Source organism: Fulvitalea axinellae (assembly GCF_036492835.1).
Taxonomy (GTDB): Bacteria; Bacteroidota; Bacteroidia; order Cytophagales; family Cyclobacteriaceae; genus Fulvitalea; species Fulvitalea axinellae.
Genome location: NZ_AP025316.1, coordinates 283,768 through 303,368 on the forward strand (window position 1 = coordinate 283,768; position 19,601 = coordinate 303,368).

12 protein-coding genes are annotated in these 19,601 nt (G+C 46.8%); 9 read left to right on the forward strand and 3 right to left on the reverse strand.

What is annotated here, in order from left to right:
- Positions 1 to 399 precede the first annotated feature (399 nt).
- A complete protein-coding gene (locus tag AABK39_RS21785) occupies positions 400 to 1,854 on the forward strand; it encodes a replication initiation protein (protein ID WP_338395109.1) in 1,455 nt (484 codons plus the stop codon).
- Positions 1,855 to 1,969: 115 nt separating this feature from the next.
- Here AABK39_RS21785 and AABK39_RS21790 read toward each other — a convergent pair whose 3' ends face one another.
- Complete coding sequence (locus tag AABK39_RS21790) at positions 1,970 to 2,989, reverse strand: ParB N-terminal domain-containing protein (protein ID WP_338395110.1); 1,020 nt, start codon at positions 2,987 to 2,989, stop codon at positions 1,970 to 1,972.
- A gap of 13 nt (positions 2,990 to 3,002) precedes the next feature.
- On the reverse strand, positions 3,003 to 3,923 hold the full coding sequence (locus AABK39_RS21795) for a ParA family protein (RefSeq protein WP_338395111.1): 921 nt from the start codon (positions 3,921 to 3,923) through the stop codon (positions 3,003 to 3,005).
- 857 nt (positions 3,924 to 4,780) lie between these two features.
- On the opposite strand from AABK39_RS21795, the gene aepX reads away from it, so the two are divergent.
- The 3 genes from aepX to AABK39_RS21810 are packed head-to-tail and all read left to right on the forward strand — an operon-like array spanning position 4,781 to position 8,316.
- Complete coding sequence (aepX, locus tag AABK39_RS21800) at positions 4,781 to 6,082, forward strand: phosphoenolpyruvate mutase (RefSeq protein WP_338395112.1); 1,302 nt, start codon at positions 4,781 to 4,783, stop codon at positions 6,080 to 6,082.
- Complete coding sequence (gene aepY, locus AABK39_RS21805) at positions 6,079 to 7,206, forward strand: phosphonopyruvate decarboxylase (protein WP_338395113.1); 1,128 nt, start codon at positions 6,079 to 6,081, stop codon at positions 7,204 to 7,206. Before aepX ends, aepY begins: the two co-directional genes overlap by 4 nt.
- Positions 7,207 to 8,316 (forward strand): phosphonoacetaldehyde reductase, encoded by a 1,110-nt coding sequence (locus tag AABK39_RS21810; protein ID WP_338395114.1) that lies wholly within the window; start codon positions 7,207 to 7,209, stop codon positions 8,314 to 8,316. It begins immediately after the preceding gene.
- Between the two features lie 68 nt (positions 8,317 to 8,384).
- Here the strand turns inward: AABK39_RS21810 and AABK39_RS21815 are convergent, their stop codons facing one another.
- Positions 8,385 to 9,239, reverse strand: a complete 855-nt coding sequence (locus AABK39_RS21815) for a LicD family protein (protein WP_338395115.1) — start codon at positions 9,237 to 9,239, stop codon at positions 8,385 to 8,387.
- 486 nt (positions 9,240 to 9,725) lie between these two features.
- On the opposite strand from AABK39_RS21815, the gene AABK39_RS21820 reads away from it, so the two are divergent.
- From AABK39_RS21820 to AABK39_RS21840, 5 genes are read left to right on the forward strand one after another with little or no spacing between them, the layout of a single operon-like run.
- Entirely contained in the window at positions 9,726 to 11,858 is a 2,133-nt protein-coding gene (locus tag AABK39_RS21820; protein ID WP_338395116.1) for a fasciclin domain-containing protein, read from the forward strand.
- A 10-nt stretch (positions 11,859 to 11,868) separates the two neighbouring features.
- On the forward strand, positions 11,869 to 15,093 hold the full coding sequence (locus AABK39_RS21825; protein WP_338395117.1) for a SusC/RagA family TonB-linked outer membrane protein: 3,225 nt from the start codon (positions 11,869 to 11,871) through the stop codon (positions 15,091 to 15,093).
- Positions 15,094 to 15,113: 20 nt separating this feature from the next.
- Positions 15,114 to 16,595, forward strand: coding sequence for a RagB/SusD family nutrient uptake outer membrane protein (locus AABK39_RS21830; protein WP_338395118.1), 1,482 nt, complete (start codon positions 15,114 to 15,116; stop codon positions 16,593 to 16,595).
- 3 nt (positions 16,596 to 16,598) lie between these two features.
- Positions 16,599 to 18,113 (forward strand): fasciclin domain-containing protein, encoded by a 1,515-nt coding sequence (locus tag AABK39_RS21835; RefSeq protein ID WP_338395119.1) that lies wholly within the window; start codon positions 16,599 to 16,601, stop codon positions 18,111 to 18,113.
- Between the two features lie 33 nt (positions 18,114 to 18,146).
- On the forward strand, positions 18,147 to 19,589 hold the full coding sequence (locus AABK39_RS21840) for a fasciclin domain-containing protein (protein WP_338395120.1): 1,443 nt from the start codon (positions 18,147 to 18,149) through the stop codon (positions 19,587 to 19,589).
- The last annotated feature ends 12 nt before the right edge of the window (positions 19,590 to 19,601 follow it).

The window sequence follows — 19,601 nt, forward strand, 5'->3', positions numbered from 1 at the left end:
TTTTATTACCCCTAACCAATTGATATTCAGAAGGAAAGAGCTGGTTTTTTTTGCCTGATGTATACTAATTAGTAACAAATCGTATACTGATTAGTAACGGTTTGCATACTAAACAGTAACATAAAGCCTACCGATTAGTAACGGGTGGTATACTTTTGAGTAACTTTTTGTAACCGATGAGTAACATGATTTTTGAATGCATACCTTTTAGTAACGTATTACACACCAATGAGTAACAAATGTCTCCAGTAAGCCCTTATTAAGTACACTTACTAGTAACATAAATCCCTTTTTACTACCTTTAAACAATAAGAACCACCCTAGGAACAGCTATTCGTTACTTTTAGGTGGCTCTTTTTGCTCTCACGAATAATCCCGTTACTAAAAGGTGTACCGTTTATGAGCTCGGATGAAATCACAGAGTCATTCAATTATAAAATCGTCAAAGACAATAAGATAATTAATGCCAGAGAGAGCTTTACCTTGCTCCAACAGCGCATTATACTGCTTATGTGCGCCAGAATAGGCTATGACGATACCGAAATGAACGAATACCATGTACCGATTAGGGAAGTTTTAGGAATCCCCGAAGGCAAACCGATCGGTGGTGGGTATGACAGAGTTAGGAAAGCAGCGCAAGGCCTGGCGCACAGCGCGATTGATATTGAGGAAGGTGACAGGTGGGCAAGTTACTCATTTGTTACAGTTGCGAAAGGCGAGAAAGGAAAGGACTTCGTTACTATTAAGTTCTCTCAAGAAATGAAACCTTTCTTTCTGAAACTTAAGAGTAACTATACGTATTATCTTCTCAAACACGTATACAACTTCAGCAGGTCAAGATTCTCTTTGAGGATTTATGAGCTTCTGATTCAGTATTTTCCCCGAATTCCGAAGAGGACTTTCAAATTGGAAAAATTGAAGGACTTGCTTTATGTGAAAGGAAGCTATTCCAGATTTTCGGCTTTCAGAACGAAAGTGCTGGAACCGGCGATTTCTGAAATCAACGAGAAGTCCGATATTTTTGTCACTTACGAATTCAAAAGGGAAAAAAGGAAATATACCGACATTACATTTTTTGTGGTGAAAGGCGAGCATTACAAAGCTCAGGAAGACGGTAATAAAGTTGAGATTCCTGAAAAGCTCTCCTCTGAATCTCAAACTGAAAAAACGGCGACAAAAAAAGCTTCGGCAGAAAAGACTCAAAAGAACAAGGTTTCGGAATCGCAAACCAGTATTGATTTCAATCAGAAACAACCAGAAGTAAGCCAAGCGAAAAAGCCTCATGAAAACCAGAAACGCCAACATGAATCCCAAGCTCCGCAAGCTGAGAAAGTAGGGAACGATTGGTTGGCCCCTACCCTATTTTCCGGGATGGTTCAGAAATACGGAGAGGGCTTGGTAAGATATACCATCGACCGTATAAACGAGAAGCCGAATGTCAAAAGCAAATTGGGATATCTGAATAAGGCTTTGTTGGAAGGGTATTACCGTAACGAGTATGAGGATTTCGCCAGAAAAGATCAGCTGAAAAGGGCGATGGATCGTAAGAAGACTTTGGAGGAACAGAGGAAAAGCATCGAGTCGGAATTTCATGAACATTATGAAAACGCCAAAATATCTATACTCAAAGAACATGATACGGAAGATGAAAGATTCGAGTATATGAGTTTGGTGGAATTTACTGATGAATACACTTTCGAAAGACGCTATTTGGAGGAATGGCGAAAAAGTTCCCCTTCTGAAGAAGCGAGAAAGTTTTACGGAAAATGGCTTTTGAAAAAATATGGAACGAAAGAGGACCACGATCTAAAAGCCTTCGCTTTGACAGTTCATGATTTTAAGAACTGGAAATAGATAAGGAGGTATCCGATAAAGAACAGTCTAGCCGTGTAGACGAAAAAGGCCAAATGATATTAATATCATTTGGCCTTTTTAATATAAAGATATTCAGAAACGGAAAATGCTTGTTTTATTCGTCCTGAATATGATCTTCGATCATTTTTGCCATCAAAAGGTAAACGTCCTTAATCTTATTCAGATTTTTCCCGCTTTCGAATTCCAACATTTTTTCAACCTTGCGTTGCTCGGACTTTAGGAAACTTGAAGGGCGTATTTGTTTATACGGTTTTGCTTTTTTCTCTGAAGTCACGCCATCTTGAAATTCAGCTAACCATTCACGATCAGATTCTTCGGCGTTATCTTCTTCGATAGTGATTTTTCCGGAGAGAAAACTTTTCACATCAGTTATCGACGGTTCTTTCTTTTGGCTATCCTGCCCGATAGCTTCTACAAATTGCTTAGCGAGCTTTACCTTTCTGGCTTTGAACATTTCTTTGAGTCCTTCGGGAAGGGTCTCGACACCCAAGTAGAAATGGTAATCGCGATTCAGTGTGGCTCGGCTTACGCCAAATTCTGAAGCGGTTCTGGTGAGTAAATCTCCGTCGTTATTCAAAGTCTCAAAATGAGACTTTGATTCTGTTGTCGTCTCATTATTCAAAGTCTCATTTTGAGACTTTGATTTTCTTCCGGCACCGGCGCGCTCCCCTCCCGCTCCGTTTTTCAGGCCAGCATATTTTAATCCTCTAAAGAAACTTACTTGCCACTTCACAAGATTTCGCTTGCCCATTTGCAAGTCGATCATATAGCGCTTTACAGAATCGACGCCGTCGAACTCCAGCTCTTTTACGGGGAAATCCAGCCCGTGTCGTTGAGCAATCTCGAAACGGTTGTGACCGTCGAGAAGTACCGGGGCCTCTTTTGGCCGTTTCCAAACACTCAACGGATCGATGATGCCTTCTCTTACTACGTTATCTTCGAGTTTCCGCTTCTCTTGTTTTGAAAGTCTAGGCAGAAGGTCCTGAAGTTCGGGAAGAATAACGAAGTGGGTGTTTTCAGCCGTGAAACGTCTTCCTCCGGACATGCCCACGGCGTTGACGAAGTTGTTTTGTTGTTTCGTCTTTACTTTGCTTTTGTTGAATTTCATCGCCATAGTACTCTACCGTTTAGTCTTCCAATAATTCGTCAGTAAGTTCTAGATACGCCTTTACGGCCGCGTTTTTCCGATCCATTTCGAAAATGCTTACGTTCATGGCCACCGCTTGTTGTACTGCGGTGAGTAACGGAATCGAAGCATCGAACAGTAATTCTCCGTAGCGTTCACGAAGGATTTCGGCGTACATTTTTTGTACGCTTGTGTTTTGGTACTGAGTGATCAGGATGCCGCCGACTCTCGGCTTGTGATCGAATTTTTCGCCTACACTTTCCACCAGACGGAAAACCTTGTTGAGGCCTTCTACTGAGTTTTTCTGGGCTTGGGTAGGAATCAAGACCTCATCCGAAGCGATGACTGCATTACCGGTAAAGATACCGAGACTAGGGGCGGTGTCCAGCAATATGAAATCATAGGTTTCTTTGTACGGGCGAAGGATGTCACGGACGCGTGTCCACTGGTCATATTCACCGACTAATTCCTCTTGGGCTTCGTCAAGTTCCATGTTACATGGAATCAACTGTAAGTTGTCCTGAATGTCTATCGGGTGCATGCCAGGGCTCAGGATATGGAAGGCCGAGTCCTCAACGCCACAGTTAGCTGTCAGGTTGGACTGATTATCCAAATCAATCATCAGTGTCTTAAAACCCAATTCGGCGAGGCGAATCCCAAGAGAATGTACAGTAGTCGTTTTTGAAACCCCTCCTTTGTTGTTGACTATAGCCAAAGTTCTGCAGAGGTAAGCCTCCTTGTCAAAGCCAAGTTGCTTGAGAACCGGCAAGAGTTTGCGGATATGGTCCTTGTTCAGCTTGCGAGTGCCGTTAAGGGCTTTGGAAATGGTAGAGTGAGAAAGCCCTGCTTTTTTCTCAATCACTGAAGCTGAGATTGCGTCGTTTTCCTTGAAAAACTCAATGATGTCGTTGTTGCTGATCATGTCACGAAACGGTTAAGATAAGGCTTGTGCCCTGAATACCGCGGTGCTCAAAAAATATTGGCTACGCTGAATTTGGGCGAATTTTCAGGTTGCGGATAAATTGACCGTAGGGGAAAAGTCGTGCAAAAGAGCGATTGTCCGCAAATATCCTGTTCTATTGTTATGATGTCTTAAAGTTATGGCTTGTTTATTCAATTGACAAGTGTATTAGGGGTTATTTTAGAATGAAAGTCTAATAGGTTAGACTTTGTGTGATTTGGGTTGTGAAAATTGATTTGTTAGGCTAAAAGTGATATTCTGTTGCTATGATTGACGATTTAGATACCAGTTAAGGAACGCTCATTTGACTCTAGATTACCTTGATTGTGTTTAGGATTGAAATATTTCTGGTCGAATTACGGGTTTTTCAATAATTGAGGATAAACGAAAAGGCCGGATAATCAAAGTCTCATTTTGAGACTTTGATTATATAGGGTTTTCTGAAGAGGGAATTGCCGAGTATGAGCATTGTCAAATATAGTTTGTAGTTCAGTCTTCCTCATTTGATTGTGATAATCAGGCCTTAAAATTCAATCGTTTATTTGCTGATTTTCCGTCTTCTATTTGGGTAAATAGTGATTGATTTATAGAAGATTAATAAGTTGGGTTCTGACTTTTTTTAAGGATCTACAGAAGTTACCTTTGTGTTTCGTATTTTAAAAAAAGCTCCATATGATGAGGTTTGTATAACCCCGAGGCGCATGGTACTAGTTTAAATTATGAGAACCCGTAATTTAAACCAATAAGTCCTTTCTATTCAATAGACAATAAATACTTGAGCCAGTTGGTCTTCCAACATATCGAGAAATCAATAAAAGATGAAAAAAACAGTTTACGTGGGAATGTCTGCCGACATTATCCATCCCGGTCACCTGAATATAATTAAAGAAGCCTCAAGGTTAGGTGTTGTTACCGTAGGAGTCTTAACCGACGAAGCTATCGCAAGTTATAAGCGTCTCCCGTACCTTGATTTTGAGCAACGAAGGATGATTGTTGAAAATCTGAAGGGTGTTGAGAAAGTAATACCTCAAACCACTTTGGACTATGTGCCGAATTTAGAGCTGGAAAAGCCTGATTTTGTTGTTCATGGCGATGACTGGAAGGAAGGCGTCCAGAAGGAAACAAGACAAAGAGTTGTTGATACCATCTCAAAGTGGGGAGGGAAAGTTGTAGATATTCCTTATACTAAAGGAATCTCGTCTACTAGATTGAACGAAAAAGTGAAATCAATCGGAACAACCCCTGAGATAAGAATGAAAAGGTTACGCAGGCTCATTCAGGCGAAACCTATCGTGAGGATTCTCGAGTCCCATAGTGGGCTTACGGGACTTATAGCTGAAAATGCCAAGATTAACGTAAATGGTAAGGATATCGAGTTTGACGGTATGTGGTCCAGTAGCCTTACGGATTCGACATCCAAGGGAAAGCCAGATATAGAGGCCGTTGACACCACAACCAGAATGCATGGCCTTAATGATACGTTTGAGTGCACGACCAAGCCGGTGATTTACGACGGCGATACAGGTGGGAAAGTAGAACATTTTGTGTTTACCGTAAGAACCCTTGAAAGACATGGTGTGTCTGCCATTGTAATTGAGGATAAGACAGGCTTGAAGAAGAACTCTCTGTTTGGGACCGAAGTACCGCAAGTACAGGATTCGATTGACAGTTTCTGCGCCAAGATCAGGGCCGGCAAGATGGCTCAGGTTACAGCAGATTTTATGGTTATTGCCCGCATCGAGAGTTTGATCTTGGGTAAGACTGTGGATGACGCCTTGGAGCGGGCCGACGCGTATGTCAAAGCCGGAGCGGACGGAGTGATGATTCACAGTAAAGAAAAGTCGGGGATGGACATAAAAGAATTTTGTAAACGATTCAGGAAGGTTGATCCAAATACCCCGATAGTGGTTGTGCCGTCCACATTTAACCATATCCCAGAGTCGGAGTTCGAGGAATGGGGCGTAAATGTTGTGATATACGCAAACCATATGTTACGGGCGGCTTATCCCGCAATGTTAAATGTGGCGAAATCGATACTGCTAAATGGCCGTTCTTACGAAGCCAATGATCAATGTATGCCCATTAAGGAAATATTGGAACTAATACCTGGCACAAAATGATAAATGTAGCGTCTTTTTATAACTGCCTCCTAAATCAGGGGGTAGAGTTTTTTACCGGGGTCCCAGATTCGTTACTTAAGAATATTTGCGCTTACATAAAGGACCATACCGTACCGGAGCGGAACATTATTGCGGCAAATGAGGGGGCTTCGGTGGCGCTTGCGGCGGGCTACCATATGGCTACCGGTAATATCCCGATGGTTTATCTGCAAAATTCGGGGTTGGGAAACACCGTGAACCCTTTACTTTCTTTAGCTGACGAGGATGTCTACAAGATTCCGATGCTATTGATGGTAGGTTGGAGAGGGGAGCCAGGGGGTAAGGATGAGCCCCAACACGTAAAACAAGGTAAAGTCACGCTTGACCTCCTTGATGCGATGGGGGTGCCTTATAAGGTTTTGGAACAAGACTCTTCAAAGGCGGAGATTCAAATCTCGGAATTGGTTGATTCCATTAAAGCGACAGGAATCCCTCATGCGCTCGTAATCAAAAAATCTACTTTTTCCGATTACAAGCTGAAAAGCTTGGAGGAGGCGTGTGCGTTATCCATGAGCCGGGAGTCCGCGATGAAGCTAGTCGTAGACAGGTTGTCACCTGACGATGTTGTTGTTTCCACAACGGGTAAATTGTCTCGTGAATTATTCGAATACAGGGAGGCTTTAGGACAAGGCCACGAGAAGGATTTCCTGACGGTCGGGTCAATGGGGCATTGCTCGGCCATCGCGTTGGGTATTGCCTTGGAAAAACCGGAACGCGCGGTGTACTGTTTTGACGGTGACGGAGCGGTGATTATGCACGCCGGAAACATGGCGACTGTTGGCTCCCTTTCCCCTAGCAATTACAGGCATATTGTTTTTAATAACGGAGCCCATGAGTCGGTAGGTGGACAACCCACCGTTGGGTTTGAGATTAGTATTCCGGAAATGGCTTTAGCGTCCTGCTACAAGAGGGCTTTCTCGGTAGAGACAGAGACGGAATTGGTAGAGGCTTTGGAAGAGAGTGGGGATATTGCGGGTCCGGTACTGATTGAGATAAAAGTGAAAATCGATTCGCGTAAGGACTTGGGAAGACCTACGAGCTCCCCAAAGGAGAATAAGGATCTTTTCATGAAGTTTATTCGGTAGATGGAGCAAATAAGTGTAGTTGAACGAGGAGCCATCAGGTTTTTGGGCGAGTACCTTGACAGGTATTCGCCTAAGAACATTTTTTTGGTGACTGGGCAAAAATCATTTGAGGTCTCAGGCGCAAAGGCCAAGCTAGACGCAATACTATCAAAGTATAACGTACGCCGTTTTTCTGATTTTGAGACCAATCCTAAAATCGAGGATATTGAAAAAGGGTTGGCTATACTGGGCCTGGGTGAATATGATTTGGTGGTGGCAATAGGAGGCGGAAGCGTGATTGACGTTGCTAAGATGATCAGTTTTTTTGCGGGAAGCGAAGGGGATATTGTTGGTGGCGAATATAAGGAAGGCACTAGACTCCCTTTAGTCGCCATCCCCACTACCGCAGGCACTGGTAGCGAAGCGACACACTTTGCGGTCGTCTACAAAAACGGCGTTAAGTACTCTGTGGCAAATGAGAAAATGTTGCCGGAGGTGGCTATCGTGGATTCGGAGCTTTCTTATAATGCCCCGGAATATTTGGGGGCTTGTGCCGGTTTCGACGCGCTTTCCCAGGCAATGGAAGCGTTTTGGAATGTCAATTCCACCGAGGAGTCGGACCAATATTCCGAGGAGTCGATGAGGCTTTTGCGTGATAATCTGGTTTTGGCTGTTCGGAATAATTCGAACGATTCCAAAGACTTGGTTTCGAAAGCGTCTTTTTTGGCGGGGAAAGCGATCAACATAACCAAGACAACGGCGGCCCATGCGATGTCCTATCCTTTCTCGATCCATTATGGGTACCCTCACGGGCATGCCGTGGCTTTGATATTACCCGAATTGGTCCCGTATAATTACGAGGTGGCTGAAACTTCGCTGAACGACCCTCGAGGAGTCGGCTATGTTAAGGCTAAGATTGACCGGATGGTCAATATCCTTGGGTGCGAGTCTGTGGCGGGGTTAAAGGATTGGTTGGAAAACGTTAAGAGATATCTTGGCCTAACCTTGAAAGAAGGGGAAGTAGACCAAAACCTCCTGTTGCGGGGGGTGAATGCGCAACGGGCTAAGAATAATCCGAGAAAGGTTGACTTTCGAGAATTGTTGCGGGTATGTCTAGAAAGAGGGGGATGAAAAAAAGTCCTCTCTATAAGAGCGTATACACTTTTATAGAGAGGACTTTTTTAGATGAGCTGATGCGATTATTTTCCTTCCTTTCGAAGCTTCTCTTCGAAGAGACAAGGTTTATTTACATCGAATTTCAGGAAGTGCGCACTTGACTTTTGCTCTTCGATTGACGGTGGCGTCATATAATCTCCATACAGTGAAGTGAGGTATTTATTAGTGTTGTTCGGAACACAAAATTCATATTTCCCGAATGGAATTTTCTTAACAGGTAAAATATCCTGGACTTCATAAACAGATCGGAAGGGGCTGTCATAGCCTTTTCCAAAGTATTTGGTATCCTTATTCCTGCCGTAAAACCAATTGGCAAACTTGATTACATTTTTTTTCCTAAAGCTAAAGACAAGAATTCCACGGATGATTCTCATCAGGAAATTGAAAGTCTTATTCTTAAATTGGCACACAAACCAATTCTTAAAGAAGAAGTAACTTTTAGGATGCTTGATATAATCATAGGGGAAAATATCAATCATGATTCCCATATGGTATTTCCCTTCGTTATTGCGCTCCCAGCGTTCCATCGCAATGCTTTTCCGATCACGGAGCTTGGCCCAATAATAGCGATAAGCGGTATCACGCTTATTAGTTTGGAAATATATTTCTTTAGGCAAAACATCATCGGCGATCTCTTTAAGTCGCTCGTAGTCTTTGCGAGGCATTGCTAGGTCAACGTCATCATCCCAAGGTATAAAGCCTTTGTGGCGAACTGCCCCCAGAAGAGTACCACAGTCGAGCCAATAGGTAAGGTTATGCTCTTTGCATACATCATCAAAGATGCACAGCATTCGAGTTAATGTGGATTGGAGTTTCTCCAATTCTGTATTCCCTTCGTTTCTTGTATCTGGGAATATCTTTTTATAGTCTTTGGCCATTCGTAGAATTGTTTGCCGGTGAGACGTAAATAAAATATGGCGTACAGGATAAGGGTGCAATATAGCAATAAGGTGTGGGAGAGGGAAAATTCCGAAAGCTTTGCGTGATAAAATACATAGTTAAAAATCTCTTCTGATGGTCAGGAGACCATTTTTCGAAAGAATGAAAAATTTTTCTCGTCCATTGGCGGCATTTGCTCCTTTAGCTCCACTAGTTGTTAGAATGCTTAACAGACAAGGAAATTGTCTTGTTTGCAGTTAGTGTTTTATGGCTATACCGTTTTTAAGTTTTTCAGAAAATAGCATCTGGCGTTGATCTTTCCGCTTGCGGGAGATGACGTTTTTCCAAGCGTTTCGATTGTTTTTGTGACAAGTATCGTCGCCTTTATAAAAAGGCTGAGCGGTATTCCTATGTCTTTTTTGAAGTAGGACGAAGCGACTTTGGGCTTTTATCGACACCGTTTTTTTAATGATAAACCTATTTCTATGATTAAAAACAACTACTTTTTATTGCTCATAATCGGACTCCTTGTCGTGTCGAGTTGCGATGAGGACGACTATTATGACGTCCCCGATGACCTGAAGGGAAACATCGTTCAGGTACTTGAGACCAAAGGGAATTTCTCCCATATGCTCAAGGCGCTGAAGAGATCGGGTTATGAAAAACCGCTTTCGGCGAGTTCCTATACGTTATTCGCTCCTACGGACGAAGCCTTTGACGCTTTCCTGAAGGAGAAAGGCTACGGTTCCGTAGACGATATTCCGGAAGCCGAGCTCAAGAGCCTGGTTCAGCACCATATCCTCTCGAACGCTTATAGCTGGAGGGTGATTTTGGAACAGGGACTTTCTGGCCTTGTGTCGCCGGACGATCCGAAGGAACATATAATTACGCCGAAAAAACCTACGCTTTGCTATAAGCCTCCGGTGGTGGAGACTTTCGAAGAGAAAGAATACACCGTTTGGAAAGGGCGTAAGTTCTTGCCGTTCTTCAATCCGGAATTCTTCCTTGAGCCCGGCGATTATAACTTCTTCTATCCCGATACCGAATACACCACATTCAACGTGGCCAACGCCGCTATAACGGGTTTGGACCAAGGCGCCCTGAACGGTATTATCCATGAGGTGGACCACGTTTTAGACCCGTTGCCGACTATCGGAGATGTGATTTATAATGATGATCAGTTTAGCCTGTTCAAGGAACTCACGGACCGATTTCTGGAATACCAGTACAACTACCAAGCGACGCAGGAAGCCAACAAGGACAACACCGGCGATATAGATTCGCTTTTCAACAAAAAGCATGAGGGCATCATCTCGTTTGCGCATGACGAATTGGACGGCGTTTTCCAGTTCGGTATTGACGTGCCGGGCGGTGTGAAGTTTAACCATACGGCCTTTGTTCCCAAGAATGACGTGTTGCAGGCGTACCTGAATGAGACATTCCTGAAGTTCTACGGCTCCGTTGAGGATATTCCCGACGAAGCCATTCGTACGTTGCTCAACGCCCATCTGGTAGGCGCTCGTCGAAGTATCGGTATTCTTCCATCGGATATGGAAGGGGGATTTTCCACTAATAACGGCGACAACGTCAAGGTGCCCAAGACCGACGTGTTTATGGCTCGATGGACCAACAACGGCCCATTCTACGGAATGAAAAAGGTAATCCAGCCCAACGCTTTTTCATCGGTGATCGGCGACTTGTTCTTTAATCCCGATTATTCCGTCTTGCTCAAGATGATGGCTTCTACCGACCTGCAGATTCTTGTCAGTGACCCTACCCACGAGTATACGTTCCTGGCTCCTGACAATGACGCTTTCGAGAAAGCCGGAATCCGTTATGACGAGGCCAGAAAGGTATTTTTCATCAAACATCCGGTAAGTGGGGAAGACGTAAGGCTCAACTCTACTCAGCTCAAGGATATCTTGGAACTTCATTTTATCTCCAAAGAAATCGAGAAGGTGGATAGGGTTATTTACGAAAGCTCTATCGACGGGCAAAACTACTTGGGATTGGTGCCTACCGGATCGCACACCTTCAATGTGATTTCGGGAGGAAGCCAGGAGCAGGGCGTTACGATCTCGAACCGGATTTCGGGAACCAGAAAGGCTGAGAACGGAACCGTTTACGCCGTGGACCAAGTGCTCTTGCCCGCCCAGAAATCAATAACGCAACTGTTGCTTGAACCCGGCGGACCCTATGAGCATTTCGGCAACGTACTCCGCAAGGCGGGCATGGTGGTCGGCACTTCCATACCGTTGTTGGCTTCGGGCAATTTCACTGTTCTGGTACCTACGCAGGAAGCTCTTGACGCATATGATTTGCCCGACAATCGAGTGGATCTCGAAGAGTTTCTCCGCTACTTTTTCGTACAGGGCAAGCAGGTTTACGCCGACAGATCCATCGACGGCGAGTTTCAGACCATGCGTGTCGATAAAGAGAAGACTACGGCCAACAACAGGTTTTTTCACAAGCTTAGGATTGTCAGCGACGCCCACGGAGCGCTTAGCGTCACCGACGGAGCGGGCAACGTGTCCACCATCGCCGACTCCGACAACAGTAACGTCATCTCGCAAGGCATCGCCGTGCATTTGATCGACAAAATCTTGTTGAGCAAATAATTTTTCCTTTATGAAAAGATATTTATTCCTATTGACCCTGTTCCTGACGGGGCATATATTCTGGAACCAAGCTTGGGCGCAAGACGGTGGCCGGCTGGTCCAGGGCACACTCCGGGACGCCGAAACGGGCGAGACCCTGATCGGGGTGACGGTAATTGAAGTGGGGGAGAACGACCGTTCCGTACAGGGACAGGTAACCGACCTCAACGGCTTTTTCATGATGAAAGTGAAAAGCTCCGCCTCAAAGCTCAAGTTCTCGTATATCGGTTACAAAACCGTGACTTTGCCTATTGACAAAGACAAGTTTGAGGTAAGGCTTGAGGAAGACATCTCAAAGCTGGAAACGGTAGAGGTGACGGGGGAACGCTATTCCTCCGACGGATTTATCGCTGTACGCGACCGGGTTTCCGTTTCCAAAAAAGTCGATATCAAAGATCTGGACGCCATCATGGCGCCTTCGGTTGACGAGATGCTCCAGGGCCGAATCAGTAACGTGGATATTTCGGCAGTGAGTGGCGACCCGGGCTCGGGTATGCGTATCCGTATTCGCGGTACGTCCACCATTACCGGCAACGCCGAACCGATGATCGTAGTCGATGGCGTACCGTTCCGCGCCGAGATTCCTTCGGACTTTGACTTTACCGTCGCTGACGACCAAGGCTACGGCGCCTTGTTGGCAATCGCTCCGAGTGATATCGCCTCGATCGAAATCCTGAAAGACGCCGCCTCCGCCGCTATTTGGGGCTCCAATGCGGCCAATGGCGTGATTATGATTACCACCAAGCGTGGTCGTAAAGCCAGGCCCACTTTGTCGTATAATTTCAATTACGGTATCACGGATCAGCCTGATCCTATCCCTACGCTTAGTGGCGTAAACTATACGACTCTGCAAAAGGAAGCCGCCTTCAACGTTAACGGAAACATGAAGTTCGGCAATAATTTCAAAGAGCTGAACTATGATCCTACTTGGAGCGAATACCATAACTACGCCCAAGAAACCGATTGGCTGGGTGCGATTACAAGGACAGGACTAAAGTCTGAGCACAACCTATCCCTTTCGGGCGGTGGCGACAAAGCCCGTTATCGTTTGGGCGTCGGTTATCTTGACGATGGCGGTACGACAAAAAACACCGGGTTCAAACGTGTTTCGGCCAGAGCCAACTTGGACTATGAGGTAACCACAAAACTGAAAATCTCGACGGACTTTTCATATGTGCGCTCCGACCGTGACATGACTTACGATTCGGAAAAAAATAATACTCCGAACGAAAGGGATATCGCTTATCGGAAAATGCCGAACGAGAGTATTTGGGAATATGACGAAGAGGGTAACCGCACAGGCAAATACTTTACGCCAGATCCGTTTACTACATATCAAGGCCTGTATAACCCGGTGGCCCAGATCAACGACGCTTGGAAGAATAAGACCGAAAACCGTCTTGGCACCAACTTCCGTTTGCGTTATAATATCCTGACAAGTCTTTACTTCGAAGGAACGCTTTCTTTCTCTGCCTACTCGCAAAAGTTGACGGATTTTCTTCCGAAATCAGCGACAGGAAGGGACTGGACTTTTAGTGGCGTAAACAAAGGGTCTGAGCTTGACAAGGAGATTTATGATGTGCAGACATTCTCCAAACTCATCTATACGCCCCAAATCGGAGACAAGCATGAGTTGTTGGTGATGGGTCAGTGGCAAACCAGCGAGTTCCGCGATGCGGGTTACGCCTCTAGCGTTTCCAATACGCCGTCCGGACTTCTGACCGACCCTTCCGGAGCGGGACGTTTATCCGGCGTTTCCAACTACACCGGCCGTGGCCGTGGATTAGGCGGACTCACGCAGTTTTCTTACAAATACGACGACCGCTATATCACCCAAGCCGGTTTCAGGCTCGACGCCAGTTCCAAATTCGGCAGCGACAACCGCTGGGGAGCCTTTCCTTTCGCCTCTTTGGGCTGGAGGGTTACTTCCGAACCGTTTTTGCGTGATAAGGCCCAATGGATAAACGAATTCAAAATCAGGGGTAGTTTCGGGGTGAACGGTGGCGAGCCTCGCGACGCTTTCCTTCACTACAGCCGTTACAAGGCCGGTGACAACTATCTGGGCAGAGGCGGTATTTTTCCTGCCAACACCAAAATCACCAACCTTCAGTGGTCACGCACTACCCAGTACAATATCGGTTACGATTTCCACGCTTTCGAAAATCGCTTGAACATCACGATGGACTTTTATAAGAAAAGAACCACCGACATGATCTTCAACGGTCTGGCGATTCCGACAGCCTCGGGATTTACCTCAACGACCCAAAACTGGGGAGCCTTGACGAACAAAGGAGTGGAGCTTGCCATCGACGGAACGGTTTACAAACGCAAGGACCTCAAAGTGGATTTGATGTTTAATATTGCCAAAAACATCAATGTAATCGAATCCCTGCCGGAAAACGCCACGCTCAAAAAAGGCGATGTGTATAAGAACGGGGAGTATGCTACCAGCTTGGTGTTGGGAGATCCGCTCGGTTCATTCTACGGCTACCGATATAAAGGCGTGTACAAGACGGACGAAGACGCCGTTGCCCGAGACAAGAACGGCGAAGTGATTCCCGATTTGTCTACAGGCAAGCCCAAGAAAATGATTATGGGCAAGTCGAATTACATCTTCCGCGGTGGCGACGCCATGTACGAAGACGTCAACAAGGACGGCGTGATCGACGAGCTCGACGTCGTTTATCTCGGCAATTCCGAGCCGGACGTGACTGGCGGTTTCAGCGTCAGGGTATTTTACAAAGGGCTTTCGCTTAGCTCGTTTTTCAACTACCGTATAGGACAGGACGTGATCAACTCGGCCCGGATGGGATTGGAGAACATGTACACCCGCGACAACCAGGCGGCTTCGGTAATGAGACGCTGGCGTGGCCCGGGCGATGATACCGACATCCCGCGCGCCATGTACAACGCCGGTTACAACTGGTTAGGCTCCGATCGTTTTGTGGAAAAAGCCAGCTTCTTGCGTTGGCAGAACGTGACACTGACCTATACCTTGGACAGAAAGCTCCTGAAGCGTATCGGCGTAACGTCTATGCGATTCAACGTTACGGCCTATAACCTGATGGTGTTTACCGATTATACCGGACAGGATCCGGAAGTGGGCAGGGGAGGCGATCCGGCCGCGCCGATTTACGACAACGCCCGGACACCTCGCGGACGTTCGGTACGGATGGGCGTAAACGTGACTTTTTAACAGGCTAAAATCAGGTAACGATGAGAAAAACCAAATATATGTTTCTGGCCTTGGCCATGCTTTTGGGAGCTTCGTGCACCAGTTGGCTGGAAATCGGGCCGGAGAACGACATTGTCCTCGAAGACTACTGGAAGTCTAAAGAGGATATAGAGTCGGCGGTTTTTGCCGCATACGGCGGATTGGCCCGCCAACAAACGAAAATGTTCGAGTGGGGAGAGCTCCGGGGCGACGCGCTTGAGGCTACTACCGAGACGGACGAAGACGCTCAGAAAGCGATGCGGTTGGAGATTTTCCCCGAAAGCGAATTTGCCAAATGGGATGGTTTCTACAAGACCATTAACCGGGCAAATACAGTCCTTAAATACGGACCAACGGTACAGGACTACGACGAATCCCTTACCGACGAGGATCTTGGAGCCTTGATGGGCGAGGCGTATTTTCTGCGCGCACTGAGCTATTTCTACTTGGTCAGGTCTTTCGGCGAAGTGCCGATGCCTCTTTTGCCTTCCGATACCGACAAGCAGGATATTTATCTTGAGAAAAGTAGCGAGCAGGCTGTGGTCAATCAGATTATTGACGATTTGACCAAAGCCGAAAAAATCATTTCCGACGACTACGGCAAACTGGAAGAGAACAAGGGACGAGGAACAAAATCCGCCGTTCGCGCATTGCTGGCCGATGTATATATGTGGGCCGAGAATTACCCTAAGGCTATTCTTTATTGCGATAAGATTTTCAATCGCGCCGCCCACGGCCTGTTGCCGGGCGAGCGTTGGTTTGACATTTTCGCCAAAGGAAATACCAACGAGGGAATCTATGAACTCCAAACCGATAGAGAGGTCGCTCAGCAGACGCTCAGATACCAAAAGACACTAGTGCCTGTCGGGAATACGCGTTTCAAAGCGTCATCTGCTTTGAAGAAATTGTTTAACCAAGCCGATATCCGCGGTGAGGAAGTCTCTTATCGCGGAGATGGAGCGGGTGGGATCGCTGGAAACATATGGAAATATATGGGCCTGACCACCGCAAAGGAAAGTGTGGTTCGGGTGCGTAATGTTGGGGATGAGGAACTTGCCAACTGGATCGTTTACCGTCTGGCCGACATTATCCTTCTCAAAGCCGAGGCCCTGATCCAGACAGGTGATTTCTTAGGAGCGCAAAGGCTGATCAACAATGTCCGCCAGCGCGCTGGTCTTGGCGCCTTGATTCTCCCTACGGATAAGGCCGAAGCGGAGGACAAACTGCTCGAAGAGCGCGCCCGCGAGTTCGCTTTCGAGGGAAAACGTTGGTTCGATATGCTTCGCGTAGCCAAGCGAAACGAGTACGCCCGCAAGGATCTCCTTATCGAAATCCTTACCGAAAACGTATCGCCGTCGCAACTGCCGATCTGGAAAAGTAAGCTTTCGGACCCTTTGAGCTACTATTGGCCATTGCCGAGAGTAGAGGTGGAGAACAACCAGAACCTCAAGCAGAATCCTTATTACGAACAAACGGCCCGCTAGAACATGGAAATGATTGAAAGAAACATACTGTTCCGGAAGCTGGGTGCGTTCGCCGTCGTTTTCGCTTCGATGTGGGCTTTCGCCTCTTGTAGCGACGACGTGGACGAACAGTTCACCACTTCCGAGGAGCTGACTATCGTACAGTTCCTGAACCAAAACGATTCCATCTATTCGGATTGGGTAAAGGTGATTGAGAAATCCGATATCGAGGGATCGCTGAACGCATACGGAACCTATACCCACTTCGCCCCGACGAACAAGGCGATGGGCAAATTCCTTCAGGAATTGGGGATTTCGTCGGTGGATGATATGGAAAAAGACTTGGCCAAACTCGTGGCCCGCTACCATACTTTGGCGACCAGTTATCCGACCACGGCCTTCGAACACGGCGTTTTGGCCGATACCACCGCTTCGGGCGACCGTCTCAGCACTTCGTTCGGCGAAGGCGGATTACGTTCGATTATGGTAAACGACCAGTCCAAAATTGTTGGGCGCGACGTGGAATGCTCGAATGGTTTCGTCCACACGCTGGACGAGGTTTTGAGACCCGTTACCAAATCGCTTTATGATGTTATCAAAGCGAATCCCGATTTGGGGATTTTCGCCCAGGCATTGGCCGAAACAGGCCTTAGCGATACGCTGACAAAGATTACGGCCGGAAGCCGGAAGATGTACGCGACCGTTTTGGTGGAATCTGACGAGACTTTTAAGAAAGCCGGAATCAATTCATTTGACGAATTGAAAGCCCGCTACAGCGATACGCCGAATATGAAAGACAAAGCTAACGGCTTGTATAAGTTTATGCATTACCACTGCGTATCCGGCTCCGTTTATTCTTCCGATTTTATCAGTAACCTGTACCCGACTTTCAACGACGCGTTGATCAACGTCAGGATCACCAACGAGATTAGAATCAATCCGCTGGTGGGCGAGGACGATGTGGAGACGTCGAACGGACTGAATATGGACAAAGTCAATATTCCCGCTAAAAACGGCGTTTATCACTATCTCAACGACGTGATGCCGTTTTATCAGCCGGATCCGGTGGAATACGTGTTCGACCTTCAGGGAATCCGCGACATGCAGCCTTTCCGCAAGCCGTCGAACCACCGTAACGTTTATTTCCCAAAAGACCTGCCTTCTCTCGACATTCAGGGCAGTTTCGATTGGTTCGTTTACGAAGCCAACAGGGGCGGTTATCGCGGTCGCGACTTTTTCTGGATCGTTTCCTCTGGCTGTTCTATCGAAGTGGAAACCGATCCGGTTATCGCCGGCAAGTACGAGGTGTTTATCTCTTATGGCAAAGCCGGCGACGGCACCATTATGAAAATGTACGTGGACGGCGTGCCGCAGTCAACCTACATCGATTGCCACGGTGGCGGATATGAGGAAAAATCTTTGGGCGTATTCACCTTCGACGAGACGAAGAAGCACAAGTTCAAAGCCGAAGTAATCATCACTCCGGGCCGTACGGTAACGCAATGGGACGCCGTGATTTTCAAACCGGTGAAAGACTGACCGCGAGTATTCCATTTTTAAACAGGAATTAACATGAACAGAAATAAATTATCGAGACTGGTTTGGGCTTTGGCGGTCCCGTTGCTCCTGTCGGCTTGCGCCAAGGAGTGGGAAGACCACTACGAAGCCACGCCAGAGGGCGGAGAGCTGACGGTCTTGGCCCAGCTGAAGGCGTCGGGATACGGGGAATTTGCCGGGCTGTTGGAAAAAGCCGACCTGGCCGATAGCTTGGATATGGCCTCCAGCCCGTTTACGGTTTTCGCTCCGGCGAAAGGAAGCTTGGAAGCGCTCAAATCTTTGCCGGAAGCCGAACAGCGCAAAGCGTTGCGTTATCACATCAGCCCGAACTTGCTGTACGCTTATACAGTGGCCGGTGAGGAAGACCTTTTTCTGAAATCAAGATATATCAAAAACGTTAGGCTTAATAAAAAATCCGGCGTACTGACAGTCAATAATAACCTCAAGGTCACCAAGCCGGATATTATCTGCAAAAACGGGGTTATACACGAACTGGAAGCGCCATTGTTGCCAAACGACAACATTTACGAGGCTCTTGCGAAACTTGGCGACGAGTATTCGGTCCTTCGTAAATACGCCATAGAGCGCGACACTCTGGTTTTTGACAAAGAGCGGAGCGTGGCCATCGGCTCCGACAAATTCGGCCGTACGGTATACGACTCGGCTTGGAACGAGCGGAAATATTACTTTGAGCAGGTGGGCTCGATCGCCGACGAAGACGAGCGTTTTACCTTCCTCTGCCTTTCCAACGAAGCTTTGGAAGCCACTTACCAAGGTTTGGTCAAGCGCTACTACGGCGACAAGATCAACCTGCCCGCCGGTTTTGAGGAAGACAAAAAGCCATACGTTATCGAGACCATTTTGGAGTCGACCCTTGGCGTAATGGAATACGGAACGATCAAGGACGGCGACACGATCCGCCTGAGCAACGGGCGAAAACTGGTGCAAAGCGTTCAGGATTTCGGCGAAAGATCGGAACAAAACAGTAACGGGATTACGTATTTCCCTTCTTCTGTTCAGGTTTTGATGACCGACAGTATCACGACCGTCCAAAAGGCCGAGGTGGAATACTTTTCGGATTACAGGGCCGAGTTCTCATCCGTGGATTTGGGAATCGAAACGCCTAGCAGTGGCGGTAAACAGACTTTGCAGATCGTTTCGGAAGAAAAAGGTGCTTGGTTCGAATTCACGATCGAAGGCTTGGTGGCCGGAAAATACGCCGTAGTGGCCCGTCCGTGGGCTACAAAGTGCGGGACTTGCGAAATCCGTGTCGATGGCGAAATCCTCAACAAGGAATATAAGCCGCGTGTAAACTGGAGAAACGATGTGTTGGGCTTTGTGACTTTTGACGAATTCGGATCGAAGAAAATCCGCTTTACCATTACGGATGTCGATCGCTTCGAGGATAAGTACATGATGACGCTCGACAACGTGAGCTTTGTGCCCGTAGCGGAGTAATCTTTTTAATGA

What these genes read in the sequence shown, in the direction of transcription:
- AABK39_RS21785 (WP_338395109.1), top strand. Translation starts at nt 400, where the DNA reads ATGAGCTCGGATGAAATCACAGAGTCATTCAATTATAAAATCGTCAAA.
- AABK39_RS21790 (WP_338395110.1), bottom strand. Translation starts at nt 2,989, where the DNA reads ATGGCGATGAAATTCAACAAAAGCAAAGTAAAGACGAAACAACAAAAC.
- AABK39_RS21795 (WP_338395111.1), bottom strand. Translation starts at nt 3,923, where the DNA reads ATGATCAGCAACAACGACATCATTGAGTTTTTCAAGGAAAACGACGCA.
- aepX (WP_338395112.1), top strand. Translation starts at nt 4,781, where the DNA reads ATGAAAAAAACAGTTTACGTGGGAATGTCTGCCGACATTATCCATCCC.
- aepY (WP_338395113.1), top strand. Translation starts at nt 6,079, where the DNA reads ATGATAAATGTAGCGTCTTTTTATAACTGCCTCCTAAATCAGGGGGTA.
- AABK39_RS21810 (WP_338395114.1), top strand. Translation starts at nt 7,207, where the DNA reads ATGGAGCAAATAAGTGTAGTTGAACGAGGAGCCATCAGGTTTTTGGGC.
- AABK39_RS21815 (WP_338395115.1), bottom strand. Translation starts at nt 9,239, where the DNA reads ATGGCCAAAGACTATAAAAAGATATTCCCAGATACAAGAAACGAAGGG.
- AABK39_RS21820 (WP_338395116.1), top strand. Translation starts at nt 9,726, where the DNA reads ATGATTAAAAACAACTACTTTTTATTGCTCATAATCGGACTCCTTGTC.
- AABK39_RS21825 (WP_338395117.1), top strand. Translation starts at nt 11,869, where the DNA reads ATGAAAAGATATTTATTCCTATTGACCCTGTTCCTGACGGGGCATATA.
- AABK39_RS21830 (WP_338395118.1), top strand. Translation starts at nt 15,114, where the DNA reads ATGAGAAAAACCAAATATATGTTTCTGGCCTTGGCCATGCTTTTGGGA.
- AABK39_RS21835 (WP_338395119.1), top strand. Translation starts at nt 16,599, where the DNA reads ATGGAAATGATTGAAAGAAACATACTGTTCCGGAAGCTGGGTGCGTTC.
- AABK39_RS21840 (WP_338395120.1), top strand. Translation starts at nt 18,147, where the DNA reads ATGAACAGAAATAAATTATCGAGACTGGTTTGGGCTTTGGCGGTCCCG.